Origin of the sequence: Bacillus sp. SW14 (genome assembly GCF_047608225.1) — a bacterium.
In the GTDB taxonomy this organism is placed as follows: Bacteria; Bacillota; Bacilli; order Bacillales; family Bacillaceae; genus Bacillus; species Bacillus subtilis_G.
The window spans coordinates 2048597-2063654 of the sequence record NZ_JBLKRW010000001.1; the positions used below are offsets into that span (position 1 = coordinate 2048597).

Sequence of the window (15058 nt, forward strand, 5' to 3'; positions counted from 1 at the left end):
TATTCAGATAAGGGGGTGGTACTAATGTGATTGCTTATAAGATGAAAATAAAGAATAAAAATAAAATTATATAAGGAGAGTTGTTAATTGTTGAAGTTTAAAAACAGAATAGAAGAAAAAGAGGTTAAGGGGGCAGAGAAGGCGAGCTTTGGCGGGCCTAACCTTCTCTACCTGACACTTCGCAAGGTTACGAAGCTATATAAGTATATCACAGACAAGAAGTCTTTTCCAATCCTAGCTACTTCATTGTTTGCGTTATGTAATCCCAGTTCAGTTCTAGCTGCAGATAAGTATAGTAATTTTGAAGAGTTGAAAGAAAATGAGTCACCTTTGAGCTATAACATTCTAACTACCGATGTTGACAGGAGAGTGCTTATTCTGGCTCCCCATAGTGGAGGTATTGAAGGAGGGACTAGTGAGCTTGCAAGAGAATTAAGTAAGTCTTACTCTGCCTATCTATTTGAATTTTTAAGGAATACCAGGAGCTTCTGAGTTGCATATTACAAGTACGAATTTTGATGAACCTCAAGCTTTAGATTTATTGAGTAAGCATGATTTAACAATCTCAATTCATGGGTATGCATCAAGTAAGAAACACACTTTAGTTGGTGGGACAGACAGAGAAAAAGCAGCAAAGATTACATCATTACTTACCGATGCAGGCTTTTCTGCAGAATTGCTGTCTGAAGATTCCCGTTTAGCTGGCACAAATGAGCAGAACATTGCTAATAAAAATAGCACTGGTATGAGTATTCAACTTGAAATAAGCACTGAACAACGAAGAGAAATGTTTAATACTTTTACACTGGCTGGACGCAATGGAACGCAGAATCAAGTTTTTTATGACTATATTGCTGTTCTAACTAAATTCATTAATGAAAATGTGTATTGTATGGCCGGTGTAGCACCATGACATTGTCTAATAATACCTTACGATACTATGTTGACTTTGATCAGTGGGGAATAAATGCCTTTAACTCGAATCCAAATGAAACAACTAAAGGGTTTAATGAGGCTCTTTTATACGCATCAAAAAATAATTTCCCTATTGTGGAAATTCCAAAAGGGAATTTTATTATTGATTCAGTAAATGCATTAAATCAACGAAATCCTGAAATTGGCGGGGGAATTAAAATCCCATCCAATATGGAGCTTCTTTTAGATCCACAAGCAGTATTTCAAGTTAATCCTAATGGGTATCAAGGCTATGCTTGTTTTTATATTGGGCTTGCAGAGAACGTAATAATTAGAGGAGGTCGTATTATAGGCGACCGATATCAACATGATTATTCTCTAAATGATACCGATAGAAAAACACATGAATGGGGATTTGGAATACACGTTCATGGGAGCAAAAATGTTTTGATTGAAAATGTTAAAATCTCAGATTGTATTGGAGACAACATTTGGATTGCAGCACACGGAATGATGAATTATCCAGGGATGATTTATACACCTTCCAAAAGTGTGACCGTAAGAAAATGCGAACTGAAAAGAGGGAGACGGAACAATTTAGCTACTAACGGTTGTGAAGGATTATTGGTTGAAGATTGTGATATAGAGGAAGCTGGAGGAGATACAATTGGCCCTCAACTAGGTATTGATTTAGAGGGCTACGGAGAAAACGGAAGAAAGTATGATCATCCTTATGAGTTAACAATCTCTGATTGCAGGTTTAGAAAAAATCGACGTGGTTCGGTTACTGCTCATACAAGCGGTAAAGTTTCCATCAAAGATAACTACTGTGACAATGTTATTTCATATGGCTACAGTACAGATGTGAGTATTAAGGGTAACAAGATAATAAATGAAGGGGAGTCTAAGGAGTATGGAATAGACTCTGTAGGCGTTTCGAGCACTGAGACTGGCAACAGAATTCAAATAACTGATAACAATATTCAAGGGTTTAAAATAGGCATGATGATTAGAGGGAAAGGGGTATCGATTGATAATAATACCGTAAAGAACGCTTCAAATTGTGCAATAGCAACACATATGGCCGAAGATGTTTCCATTTCAAACAACAGAATACAGAACAGCGATTGTATTCAGATCCAGGTGAGAAATTCATCAGATATTAAAGTAAGCAATAATAAAGGGAAAGGTACAACTTCAGCATATGCGATTAAAGTGATGGATTCTAATGATATCACCTTTATAAACAATAAGTTTTCCAATCTATATGGAGGTCTATATTGTGAAAGGTCTCAATCCATCAGAATTAAGCAGAATGATTTCTTATTAAGTGGAAAAGGTTACGGAGTATATTGGGATAAAGATTCAGAAGTCTTCCTGACAAGGAATGAGATATTTGAACCAAGAAATGTTGCAATTATGGGAGCAGCTGATATGTACAATATCAGAATAAGTGATAACCAGATATATAATTGCAAGGCAATCATTGCGATCCACTTAATAGGCGGTTCTGAGCATATGGTTAGAGGAAATGAAATCATGTTTAACAGAGATTCAGATCAAGGCTATGGGATATATTTAAACGGGACAAAAAAGGTTCGTTTAATTAGGAATGATGTTCAAGGTATTGGTTCAAGAATTCTTTCGCATCCATATGCAACGTTTAATGCTTTCAGTACAACTTTAATACATAATACATACGACAGCGGCACACCTAGATTAGCATTAGATGATACAGTAATCGATTATAAATAAAAAGCACAAATAAGAACGCTTGTTCCCTTTTGTGATTTGGTATATAATTTAACAGTACCAAAAATTACAAAACAGGGGATGAGAGTATGAGTGAGCAGAAGCTTAGAATCGGAGAAATACGGTATGAGGTTTTTGATGATTATGATCCATTCACAGGGGAGTATTTAGGAAAAACTCTCGCTAATGAGTATTTTATTGCTGAAATTAAAAAGGAAAATGTAGTTCAAGTAGGGAATAGGAAAATTAATTACTCAAACGATGTTAAAATTGGTTTTGATGCTTTCGGGGAAGAAACAAAAGAGAAAATCAAAGAGCATCTTCTGGCTGCTTATAGTTTAATAGCTGAAGGGGTTAAGGACGATGGTCTGGTGGAATTTTAATTAGAGTCAAGATGGGCTAGTTTAGACTTAGACTAGCCCGTTAATAAATAACGAATAAAGGGGCCAACTGAATGCCAAACATAATTTCTAAAGAGCAAGATGAAGCAATTAAATACTTTAGAAATAAATTAAATTTATCAGACAAAGACTTATACATACCATTGATTAATTTTGAACTACTTAGAGACAAGAACGAACAATATGCGAACATTCTTTATGAGCTGTATAAAAATGATCCTTATTTGTTTATCAGAGCATTAAAAGAGGGATACGTGGTTAATCAACCAATTGCATTTGATGAGGCTATAGTACGTTTTTTTAATGGAGAAGAACTGGCTATTGTACATAAAACAACCGGCAAGAGGTTCAATGTTAATGTGGAAATGAAGAACCTACCTGATGGATTTACATTGCAAACAATGGATATGTGGCTATGGAGTGAAATTGTTTAAATATTATAAATCCATGATATAATTCTCTTTAATCCTAAGGGAGAGTATTAAAATGGTTTTGGGGGTTAAAAAGTGATTAATATTATTGGGGGATGAGCTAATATGGAAGTTAGAGTCGGAGGCTGATCAACTCTAGGAGCTGCCATTGTGTGGCTCTTTGACACTTATACTCAATAAAATGATAATTTTATTCGAATTAGAAAGATTGTAAATGAACAAAAAATATAAAAGTTTATAAAACATGTAGACAAAGATAAAAAATATGTATATAATAAAATCAAGTTAAAGGGAAGGAGGCGAATTACTTGGAGGTACTTGGGATAACAGAGAAAGCATTAAGTTATTACAGAGAAAACGTTAAAGACAACGAGACAATTACTCCTGATCAGGCACTGTTAAAGATGATAAGGAATGTCTCACTTGTCAAAGAAACTCATCCTGAGCGAGTTAAAAAACGTTTATTTTGCACAGAGTACGCTTACGGAAATATGATAATCAAAGTTAACAGAAAAAAGCAGGTATTTGAAATTGTAAATAAGTCAGGATGCTTTTCTGCCCAAACTGATTGGAAGTTCCCAAAAAGAAGGTATATAGAACTCAGCAAAGAACTTGGAATTAAAGACTGCAAGTTTAGCAAAATTACATATTCAAAGAAAAATCACAATAGACAAAAATAAAAATAGAGGATGATAAAAATATATGACAGAAAACAAAACAGTTTTACGTGAAGCATCAAACGTTGTAACACTAGAAGGAACTCTGGCAGAAGTAAGACACACTGAGTGGAAAAATGGAAATGGACTAAATATTGAATTAGATATTGAGGTTGCACCTAACGAAGTACATACTGTTAAAGGTTTTTCAAAATATAAGAAAGCTGATGGTACAGATAATGCTATTGCAAAAGGGTACCAAACAATCATAAGTGATTATAAGTCCATTGCAGAACATGGGAGAGAACAAGCTGATAAAGTGCGAATCACCCAAGGAAAGATTGGATTAAATGAATATTACTCTCAAGGGATTTTAAAGGCGTACCCACAGTTAACCACCAACTTTGTAAACAGACTAGACGCTAATGAAGAATTTAATCCTAAAGCTGAATTTGATGTTGAACTATTTGTTAAAAATGTAACTGAAGAAAAAGTAAAAGGAGAAGAAACAGGAAGAGTTAATTTAAATGGTTATATCCCTTTGTATGGCGGGAAAGTCATTCCTTTTACTTTTGTAGTGACTAAAGAAGGTTCTCAATATGTTGAAAACAATTATGAAAAAGGATCTACGGTTAATGTCTTCGGAAAGATTATTAATTATAAAGAACAAAAAGTAACAACCAAAACTGCTGCATTTGGAGAAGACAAAAAAGAAATCACCTCCATTACAAAAAGAGAGTATCTAGTTACAGGTGGGAACGATCCTTATGATGAAGATAGTAAAAATGCTTTTAATCCAGAAGTAATTAAAAAAGCATTGACTGAAAGAGAGACTTATCTAGAAGGACTTAAGAACGAAAGCAGCAATGAAAGCAATAAAAAATCTGGCTTTGGTGGAAGTGCTCCTAATAACAAGCCTTCAAAGCCGGTTGAAATTTCAGATGATGATCTCCCTTTCTAAAATATAATAGATCATTAATCTAATACATAACTGGGGTGAGCTCCGACTCACCCGACAAATTCAAAATAAAAGGAGAACTGAAATGGCAATCAATATTTTCAACCCACAAGTTTCTGTAGTAGCAAAAGGATTAGAAGGAAAAGTTATTACAATCTACGGTTCTAACAACTTAGGTAAAACTAAGCAAAGCACTCGGATGAAGAAACCGTTATATCTGCCATTCGAAAAAGGATTAAATGCCATTGCCGGTGTCCAATTCATGCCTATCAATAGTTGGGCTGATTTTAAAAAAGTAAACAAGCAGTTAACCAAAAATGCTGAAAAGGCCAAAGAGATGTATCAGACAATCATTGTTGATGAAGTAGACGCTTTTGCTAAATATGCGACTAGATATGTCTGCGAGCAATATGATGTAGAACGGATTAAAGATGGTAATGATGGGTTTGGCCTTTGGAAAGAGTATGAAACTGAAGTATGGGAAGAAATCAATAAATTAATTGGCGTAGGATTTACGGTTATCTTTATTGCTCATGCTGCTGAAGACAAAAAAGGTAAAATACATCCAAAGGGAGATAAACGAGTTTTAGCTCCAGTAATTGATAACAGTGATATTGTTCTCTATCTAAGTTCTAATGGTGTTGATGAAGATAGAAAGGTAATCAAATCAAGCGCCTGGTTGGCTGAAACTGAAAAACATTTTGCTCGTAGCAGATTTGATTACATTGACACATACCTTCCTGAATTTACTGCAGAAAACTTAGAAAAAGCAATTATTGAGGCAGTCGAAAGACAGGAGCAAGAAGAAGGAATTGTTGCTGTTACTTACGAAGAGCAAAAACAAAACAACGCTTCAGAAGAACTTGATTTCAACTCATTAATGGATCAAATTAAAGAAATTGGCATGAAGCTTAATGAAGAAGGTCGTTTAGAAGAAGTTAATGAGATTACAGAAAAACATTTAGGTAAGGGTGTAAAAGTTACTGAGTGCAGCCGTAAGCAAGTAGGTGTTATGTCTGTAATTCTAGATGATCTAAAAGACCTTCTAGCTGAATAAAAGAGGAGGGATTATTCTCTCCTCCTTATTAGGAGTGATTATTTGGGGAGACAAGTTAAATGTCCATATTGCGAGACCAAGTTAGACAAAGACTCAGCCATTCCTTATAAAAAAAGATATTACCATGAAAAGTGTTTCAATACCTGGAAGCAAGAAGCAGATCGCAGAAAAGAGTTAATTCAATACATATGCAATTTATATGGTCTTACATCTCCAACTGGCATGATGTTGAAACAAATTAAAGAGTATCAAGAGGAATATGGGTATAAGCTTAAAGGCATTGAACTAGCGCTTAGATACTTTTATGAAACTTTGGACAATCAACCCAGAGAAGGAGATGGCATTGGAATCGTTCCATTTGTTTATGATGAAGCAAAGCGGCATTACATTAGACAAAAAGCCATCCGAAAATCAGCTGAAGACCCAAAGAATCATAAAAGAGAAGAAATTACTTTGGTCATAAAAAAAGGAATGAGAAAGAAAAGAGGGCTAGTTGATATCTCAACGCTATAGGAAGGAGAGTCCATTTGCTACAAGACAAACAGGCAATAATTCAAGTTTTAGGGAGTATTCTAAAAGATCCCACAATCTTGTCAGAGAGCAATAAATATAAGATAACTTCGGATGATTTTCCTTCAAGGTTTCATTCAATATTGTTTTTTGCTATGAGCAATCTATTTCATCAAGGAACTGAAGTATTGAATGAGGTTGAAATAGATGGATATCTAAAGGATTACGATATTCAGTATAAAATTTTCCATGATAATAACGGTCATGAATATATAGAAAGAATTCAAGAGTTGGCAGTTGTCGAAAACTTTGATTACCACTATAAAAGATTAAAAAAGTTTAGTCTGCTTAGAGAAATGGATGGATTGGGATTCGATATTAAGGAAATATATGATGAATCTCTGATTGACCCAAAAGAACAGGAAAAGATGCAAGAACAGTTTGATAAGAAGTCGATTGATGAGATTTTAGCAGCTTATGAAATGAAGATTGTAGACATAAAAGAAAAATTCAGAACTTCATCTGAAAGTGTGGGAATCCAGGGTGGAGAAGGTATTAATGAATTATTGGATTCATTCGAAGAGTCGCCGGATATTGGAGTTCCATTAAATAGCGAAATGCTTACTTCAATTTTTCGGGGATCACGGAAGAAAAAGTTCTATCTGCGCTCAAGTATTACAGGTGGCGGTAAAACAAGAAACATGGTCGCTGACGCTTGTCGCTTAAGTGCAACCGAACTTTATGATCCTAAAAAGAAGGAATGGGTATCAAACCCATGGAGTGAAAGTTCTACGGTTATTTCAACAGAAATGATGGCCGAAGAATTGCAAAGCTTAGCACTTGCCTACATTAGTGGTGTAGAAGAGAAAAAAATCCTTAGAAACACAATCAATGAACAAGAAAAACAACTTGTGCGTAAGGCTGCTAAAGTTCTTCAGGAGTCTAACATATGGTTTGAACATCTGCCTGATTTTAATGTTCAGGAGATTGAAAGAACCATTGAAAAGAACGTCATTAAAAACAATGTAGAGTACGTTTATTTCGATTATATACACTCATCAGTAACCATTTTTTCAGAGATGAGCAAAAAAAGTGGGGTCAATTTAAGGGAAGACCAAATTCTTTTGCTTATGTCGGATAAGTTAAAGGGCTTATGTAACAAATATGATGTCTATATGATGAGCGCAACTCAGTTGAATGGTGATTGGAAAGAAGCATGGTTAAAAGGACAAGTAATAGATGCTTCTTATTTGAGAGGAAGTAAGGCTATCGCAGATAAAACAGATGCTGCAATGATTATTCTTCCTTTAAGTAAAAAAGAGAAGGATGCAATTGATCCAATTTTAAAAGAAGGATTTTATACAGAGCCAAATTTTGTTACACATGTATTTAAAAATAGGGGAAATGAGTATGACAAAGTTAAAGTCTTCTCTTATATCAATATGGGCAACATGCGGATAAAGGACTGTTTCACAACAAATCTTGACAATGAACTAATCACAGTTGAGAAATTGAATATAAAAGCAGGATGAGGGGTGTAGCGCCCTTTGAAGTATGATAAAGACAGAGTAAAAGAAAGCCTGACCATTGAGGATATACATAAGATTTTAAAAGATTTAGGTAGTGAGAACAATCAGTGGGATCAACAAGGAAATCCAATCTACAGAACCGTTTGTCACAATGCTGCTGGTGGAAGTTATAAGCTGTATTACTATCATGAAGCAAAACAGTTTCACTGTTATACAGAGTGTGGAGATAATTTTGATGTATTTGAACTTGTTATAAGAGCAAAAAGCCAAAAAGGAATTAATATTTCTTTTAACCAGGCTATCGAATATGTTGCCAAAATAGCAGGAAGAACATTTGGATTCGGGAATAGAGAGACATACATAAACAATGATTTGATTGATGACTGGGAATGGATGGGGAAGTTCAAAAAGAAGAAAAAAATACATATTGAGCTCCCCAGCTTTAATGAAACTGTTCTAGATGTGTTTGTGCCTTATCCTCACCAATTGTGGCTAGGTGAGGGAATAAGTCATAAGACATTAAAAGAGTTTGAGATTGGGTACTATTTTAGACCACATACAGAAGGGATTACCATTCCCCATCGAGATTTAAATAATAGGTTGATTGGTATACGTAGGCGCTCAATGATTAAAGAAGAAGTTGATGCAGGCTATAAATATATGCCTTTAAAAGTTGGCAATATCTTATATAACCACCAAACAATGATGAATCTATATGGATTACATAAAACAAAAAATTCGATAGAAAGGTTCAAGAAAGTATTGATTTTCGAATCAGAAAAATCAGTATTAAAATGCCAAGACTTTTACGGTGAATCAAACTTCACCTGTGCTGTTTGTTCAAGTAATATTTCTAATTTTCACCGTGACATTTTATTGTCTCTTGGTGTTGAAGAAGTTTTTATTGCTCTTGATAAATACCGACCACCAAAAGAACATGAGACAGAGGAGAAATATCAAGAAAAATTGGTTGAATATCAGAAGAAAATTCTAAAGCTCGCAGCAAAATTTACTCCTTATGTTCGTGTGTATGTTTTGTGGGATTATGAAGGCTTACTGGATTACAAGGACAGCCCAGCTGACAAGGGAAAGGAAACTCTAGAGGAGCTAATGAGAAGGAAAATTGAGATTGGCACAGATGAAGGGGGAGTTTAATGGAGTATAGACTAATTGGCGACAATGATTATAATTTCGATCCTTTAGCTACTATCTTAAAAAATAGAGGCATAGAAGATCCAAAGTTGTTTGTTAATGTTGATCACAATTCAGTTATTCATCATTCAAAGCTTAATAATATTGATAAAGCTGCAGATTGTCTTATCAGGCATTTAAATAATAAAAATAAATTGTTTGTTCAGGTAGACAGTGATGTTGATGGATACACATCCAGCTCAATCATTATAAATTACATAAAGAAGATTTGTCCGAAAGCTAATATACACTACAGAATTCAAGATGGGAAAGAGCATGGGATTTTTATTGATACAATTCCTGATGATGTTGACTTAGTCATAATCCCAGATGCAGGTTCAAGTCAATTTGAGGAACATGAGGCTCTTAATAAGAGAGGCACAGAAATAATTGTTATTGATCACCATGAATGTGAACGAGTGTCTGAACATGCGATCGTAGTAAATAATCAACTTTCGCCTAATTATTCGAATAAAACTCTGACAGGTGCAGGAATGGCCTATAAATTTTGCCAGGCAATTGATGAAAAGCTAAATAAAAATGAAGCCGAACAATTCTTAGACCTTGTATCTATTGGTAACATTGCTGATTCGGCTGATTCAAGAAACCTTGAAACCAGGTATTTTATGAATGAAGGCTTGAAGAAAATAAAACATCCATTATTAAAGAAACTGTTTAAGAAGCAAGAGTTTTCAACCAAGGGTGACAAGAGCATACAGAATACACAGTTCTTTATTAACCCTTTAATTAACGCTGCCATTAGGGTTGGAAGCAGTGAAGAAAAAGATCAAATGATGAGAGCATTCCTCCTTTCTAAAGAAAAGGTACCCTACAAAAAACGTGGACAAAGTGAAACTGAGCTTGTGTCAATACATGATGACACAGTTAGGATTCTAGGAAATCTAAAAGCAAAGCAGAAACGGATTGCAGATGCAGCTGGAGCTGAAATTAAAAATAGAATAGAGGAGAAAAGTTTAACAGCGAATAAAGTACTGATTGTTTACATTGAAGGAATTCTAGATAAAAGCCTAACTGGACTGGTGGCCAATCAGCTTGCAGAAGAATATAAAAAGCCGGTCTTGTTAGCCAGAAACGATCCCGAAAAAGGTAAAGATATCTTGAGTGGCTCTATACGAGGATATGATAAAGGGTTTATAAAGGATTTTAAGAAAGAGCTTATAGATACTGGATTATTTGAGTTTGTTGAAGGTCACCCAAATGCAGCTGGCTTTGCAATTAAACGACAGAACTTAATCCTGGTGAACAAAGTGCTGAATGAAAAATTTAAAGACATAAATATCGAAGAAGATATTCAGAATGTTGATTTTGAGATCCCAGCAAAACGATTGAGAAAAGAATTTATCCTTCAACTTGATGGTTACAAAGACTATTGGGGTTACAAAGTTGAAGAACCCTTAATAGCTATAACGGATCTTGAAATTGAAGTCGAACAAATTGAGCATTTAGGGAAAAAGAATAAGACAACTGTTAAATTTAAGCATGGCGATATTGAATACATAAGGTTTAAAAGTGATGAGAATTACTTTAATCAGCTTACTGCATCAAATGGAACGTTAGTCATTAATGTAATTGGCAAAGCAAAGGCAAATGAATACAAAGGCAAGAAAACACCTCAAATCGAGATTTATGAATTGGAGGTGGTTCGCACAAAACAAAAAGAACTTGTGTTTTAAGGGGGAGAAAAGTTGATAGGATGTCACTGTCACACAGATAGGAGTAACATAAGGCTTCTAGACTCAACAAACTCAGTTAAAGAACTGCTCAAAACTGCAGTAAAGATGGAATATAAGGGATTGGCCATAACAGACCATGAAGTCCTCTCAGCACATTTAGATGCTATTCGAACAGTTAGAGAAATGAAAAAGAAGGGGGATATGCCAGAAGATTTTAAACTGATATTGGGCAATGAAGCGTACCTAGTCGATTCTTTAGAGGAAGTTCGAGATAACTATAAATCGGGAGTGACAAAATTTCCGCATTTCTTGATGTTGGCAATTGATCCAAAAGGACATGAGCAGTTAAGAATACTGTCTTCTCAAGCCTGGGAAAACTCATTTTATACAGGAACAATGGAAAGAGTGCCGACAGTAAAAAAGGATGTAGAGGAGCTATTAAGTAAAGATCCAGGCCACATCATTGCTACCACAGCTTGCTTGGGGTCTGAGGTAAACATTCACCTGTTAAAGATAAAGGCTTTTGAAGAAACTGGTGATTCTCAGTCAATTAAGCAGCACAAACTAAAGATTCATGAGTTTATAACTTGGTGTATAGAGGTTTTTGGGAAGGATAAGTTTTTTATCGAGCTTCAACCTGCACTGAGTGAAGAACAGATTTACTGTAACAAGAAGCTGATAGATATAGCCAACGGGTATGACTTGCAAATGATTGTCACAACTGATGCACACTTTCTTAGACCGGAAGATAGGGCAATTCATCAAGCCTTTTTAAACGCCAAGGATGGAGAGAGAGAAGTCGACTCTTTTTATGAGGCATGTTTTGTTCAGAATGTTGATGAAATTCATGAGAGAATGAACTACATGGACAAAGAGATCATCAATGAGGCCATTGAAAACACATTGCTAATAGGAGAGATGATTGAAGACTATACTATTGAGCACGAACCAATTATTCCAAAAATGGCTTTACCTGAGTTTGAATTATCCCATTTGTTCAAGCCGGCTTATGAGAAATATAAATATATAAAATTAATGGCAGAATCTGATGAAGAACAGGACAGGTATTTGTTAAAGCTAATTGAAGATGGTTTTAAGACAAAGTTAATGAAAAAGGATATGTCTAAAAAAGAGTTGCACTCAATTTTAAAACGGATTGATTTAGAATTGGGTGAGCTATGGGAAATTAGTGAGAAGCTAAAACAGGCTATGTCATCTTATTATGTTACCGTCCGAGAAATCATCAATACAATTTGGGATGATGAATGTGGAGGAGACAGCTTAGTTGGAGCAGCAAGGGGGAGCGCTGCAGGTTTCTTAGTAAATTACTTGTTAGACATTACGCAAATTAACCCAATGGAGTACAACCTTCCTCATTGGCGCCACATACATAAATCGAGACCAGATTTGCCGGATATCGATATTGATACTGAAGGATCTAAGCGTCCAAGAATCCTGAAAGCATTAAGGGACAAGTTTGGAGAAAAAAGAGTACTGCAGATTTGCACTTTTGGAACTGAGAAATCTAAATCTGCACTTCAAACTGCTTGCAGAGGTTTAGGGATTGATAACGATATTTCTCAATATTTAAGTGGAATGATTCCATTTGAAAGGGGAGCCAACTGGACTCTCTCCGATTGCTTCTTTGGCAATGAAGAATTAGGAAGAAAGCCTATTAAGGAATTTATTAGAGAGGTTGAGGGATTTCCTAATTTGAAAGAAACCTGTCTTAAAATTGAAGGTTTAACTAACAAACGATCTTCTCATGCAGCTGGTGTTCTAATATTCAATGATGAATATACCAAATCAAACGCAATGATGAGGACACCAAAAGGAGCATATATCACACAGTTCAATATGGGCGACAGTGAAGCAATGGGTTCAGTTAAATATGATCTGTTGACTATTGAAGGCTTAGATAAAATTCGAGTAGCTTTAGATCAGCTTATTGAAGACAATCAAATACAATCTCAAGGAACTTTAAAAAGAACTTATAATAAGTATCTGCATCCAGATACTTTGGAGTATAACTCTAAGAGAATATGGGAAATGGCTGGCGAAGGAGAAATAATGGATTTGTTTCAGTTTGATACAGAAGTGGGCAACCAATCCGTTGTTAAAGTTAAGCCGAAAAATTTATTGGAAACAGCTGTAACGAATTCTTTAATGAGACTGATGTCAGAAGGAGAAGAACAACTTGTAGATACATATGTAAGATTTAAAAAAGACATCAACCAATGGTATCAAGAAATGAGAAATCACAATTTAAGCTCAAAAGAAATAGATGTACTAAAAAAACATCTATATAAACCAGAAGAAGGTTTATACGGGATAGCAGATACACAGGAATCAGTTATGATGCTATCCATGGATAAAGAAATTGCTGGATTTAGTATTGAAGAGTCTAATAAGCTAAGAAAAGGGATAGCCAAAAAAATCAAAAAAATGATTGATGAGATAAAGAAAATGTTTTTTGAGAAAGGGCGAAGCTTAGGAACATCTGAAAACATGTTGAAATATGTTTGGGATGTCCAATTTAAAAGACAATTCGGATACTCGTTCAGCACTCTTCATACACTTGCATACTCTATTATCGCTCTTCAAGAATTAAACCTTAACTATAAATACAACCCATTGTATTGGAGTACAGCGTGTCTAACTGTAAATAGCGGTGGTATTGAAAGCGAAGAAGATCAGGCTACTAAAAAATCAGCCGCCACAAACTATGGGAAAGTGGCCGCAGCTATAGGGAATATTAGAAAAAGAGGAATCAAAGTTGATTTACCTGATATTAATAATGCAAATTTTGGTTTTAAAGCAGATATAGATAGTAATTCTATTGTATTTGGGTTAAAAGGAATGAATGGAATCGGAGACGATGTTGTTCATCAGTTAATTGCAAATAGGCCATACAGTGACTTTAACGACTTCATGGAAAGAATGTTTAGAAGTCGTATCCTTAAAAAGGGACAAGTAATCCAACTAATAAAAGGCGGTTGTTTTGACTCTTTCGGTAATAGACAAGAAATAATGAAATCTTTTATTGGACAGATATCTGAGCCTAAAACCAAACTTACTTTATCAAATTTAAAAATGCTAATTGAAAATGATATTGTTCCCCAAGAATATGCTTTAGAAATTAGATTCTTTCGTTTCAAAGATTACATTAGTAAAAAGGTATACAAGACAGTGAAATCTCCAAAAGACAGGCTTTTCTTATTAGATGATATGTCATCCAACTTTTACAATCAGCATTTTAGCGAGAGCGGAATTGTTGACATGATTAATGGACAGCTAGTTGTATCAGAAAGAGTGTTTAAAAAAGAATATGACAGCAAAATGTCCAAAATCAAAGACTGGATAACAACAGAAGAGCCACTGAAGAAACTGAATGATTGTTTATTAATAAAAGAGTGGGAAAAATATGCCGATGGATCATTAGGTAAGTGGGAAATGGATTCATTGAGCTATTATTATAATGACCATGAGCTTTCTGGAGCTAACTTTGCCAAGTATGATATTGCTGACTTTTATAAACTGCCAGAAGAGCCGGTTAAAGGTAAACCTTATCAATGGAGAGGGAAAACTCTCTATGAATATGAGACTACACGGATTATAGGTACTGTTTTAGATAGGGATAAAAACAAACATACAATTACTCTTCTAACACCTACAGGGGTGGTTACAGTTAAACAGTGGTCAGGCAGCTTTAGCCATTACAATAAACAGATTTCTAGATCCATTGGCGGCGGAAAGAAAGAGGTGGTCGAGAAATCTTGGTATACCAGAGGAACATTGCTCATGTTTACTGGTTTCAGAAGAGGTAACAATTTCATTCCGAAAGTCTATAAAGATAGTATATATAATCACACTGTCTGCAGAATAGACAATGTTGATAATGAAGGAAATATGAGTTTGACAACTAAAAGGGCAGAAATATAAATCTTAACTGATGATAGGAGAG

The 15058-nt window shown here is 34.9% G+C and carries 11 protein-coding genes and 1 pseudogene; all 12 read left to right on the forward strand.

Annotated elements, in window-relative coordinates:
• Positions 1 to 87 precede the first annotated feature (87 nt).
• The 12 genes and pseudogenes from pghZ (at position 88) to ACMX2I_RS10860 (ending at position 15036) form a co-directional block, all read left to right on the forward strand.
• Positions 88 to 913, forward strand: a pseudogene (pghZ, locus tag ACMX2I_RS10805) (gamma-polyglutamate hydrolase PghZ).
• Positions 910 to 2670 carry a right-handed parallel beta-helix repeat-containing protein gene (locus ACMX2I_RS10810; protein ID WP_414956922.1) on the forward strand — a complete coding sequence of 587 codons (1761 nt, stop codon included), beginning with the start codon at positions 910 to 912 and terminating at the stop codon, positions 2668 to 2670. Before pghZ ends, ACMX2I_RS10810 begins: the two are co-directional and overlap by 4 nt.
• Positions 2671 to 2756: 86 nt before the next feature.
• Positions 2757 to 3050: a hypothetical protein gene (locus tag ACMX2I_RS10815; RefSeq protein ID WP_414956923.1), complete on the forward strand. Its 294-nt coding sequence runs from the start codon at positions 2757 to 2759 to the stop codon at positions 3048 to 3050.
• Positions 3051 to 3121: 71 nt separating this feature from the next.
• On the forward strand, positions 3122 to 3502 hold the full coding sequence (locus ACMX2I_RS10820) for a hypothetical protein (RefSeq protein ID WP_414956924.1): 381 nt from the start codon (positions 3122 to 3124) through the stop codon (positions 3500 to 3502).
• Between the two features lie 305 nt (positions 3503 to 3807).
• Complete coding sequence (locus ACMX2I_RS10825) at positions 3808 to 4179, forward strand: hypothetical protein (RefSeq protein ID WP_414956925.1); 372 nt, start codon at positions 3808 to 3810, stop codon at positions 4177 to 4179.
• A gap of 22 nt (positions 4180 to 4201) precedes the next feature.
• Positions 4202 to 5116 carry a hypothetical protein gene (locus ACMX2I_RS10830; protein ID WP_414956926.1) on the forward strand — a complete coding sequence of 305 codons (915 nt, stop codon included), beginning with the start codon at positions 4202 to 4204 and terminating at the stop codon, positions 5114 to 5116.
• Between the two features lie 82 nt (positions 5117 to 5198).
• Positions 5199 to 6170, forward strand: coding sequence for an ATP-binding protein (locus ACMX2I_RS10835; RefSeq protein WP_414956927.1), 972 nt, complete (start codon positions 5199 to 5201; stop codon positions 6168 to 6170).
• Between the two features lie 42 nt (positions 6171 to 6212).
• Complete coding sequence (locus ACMX2I_RS10840; protein ID WP_414956928.1) at positions 6213 to 6683, forward strand: hypothetical protein; 471 nt, start codon at positions 6213 to 6215, stop codon at positions 6681 to 6683.
• A gap of 14 nt (positions 6684 to 6697) precedes the next feature.
• A complete protein-coding gene (locus tag ACMX2I_RS10845; RefSeq protein WP_414956929.1) occupies positions 6698 to 8212 on the forward strand; it encodes a replicative DNA helicase in 1515 nt (504 codons plus the stop codon).
• Between the two features lie 15 nt (positions 8213 to 8227).
• Positions 8228 to 9364 (forward strand): hypothetical protein, encoded by a 1137-nt coding sequence (locus tag ACMX2I_RS10850; RefSeq protein WP_219144933.1) that lies wholly within the window; start codon positions 8228 to 8230, stop codon positions 9362 to 9364.
• The gene (gene recJ / locus ACMX2I_RS10855) at positions 9364 to 11094 is read left to right on the forward strand and encodes a single-stranded-DNA-specific exonuclease RecJ (protein WP_414956930.1); all 1731 of its coding nucleotides are present in this window, start codon (positions 9364 to 9366) and stop codon (positions 11092 to 11094) included. The genes ACMX2I_RS10850 and recJ overlap by 1 nt, the downstream gene beginning before the upstream one ends.
• 12 nt (positions 11095 to 11106) lie before the next feature.
• The gene (locus ACMX2I_RS10860) at positions 11107 to 15036 is read left to right on the forward strand and encodes a PHP domain-containing protein (protein ID WP_414956931.1); all 3930 of its coding nucleotides are present in this window, start codon (positions 11107 to 11109) and stop codon (positions 15034 to 15036) included.
• The last annotated feature ends 22 nt before the right edge of the window (positions 15037 to 15058 follow it).

Bases quoted from the DNA above. Each gene is read 5' to 3' on its own strand.
- recJ (WP_414956930.1), top strand. From the start codon at position 9,364: ATGGAGTATAGACTAATTGGCGACAATGATTATAATTTCGATCCTTTA.
- ACMX2I_RS10815 (WP_414956923.1), top strand. From the start codon at position 2,757: ATGAGTGAGCAGAAGCTTAGAATCGGAGAAATACGGTATGAGGTTTTT.
- ACMX2I_RS10810 (WP_414956922.1), top strand. From the start codon at position 910: ATGACATTGTCTAATAATACCTTACGATACTATGTTGACTTTGATCAG.
- ACMX2I_RS10835 (WP_414956927.1), top strand. From the start codon at position 5,199: ATGGCAATCAATATTTTCAACCCACAAGTTTCTGTAGTAGCAAAAGGA.
- ACMX2I_RS10830 (WP_414956926.1), top strand. From the start codon at position 4,202: ATGACAGAAAACAAAACAGTTTTACGTGAAGCATCAAACGTTGTAACA.
- ACMX2I_RS10820 (WP_414956924.1), top strand. From the start codon at position 3,122: ATGCCAAACATAATTTCTAAAGAGCAAGATGAAGCAATTAAATACTTT.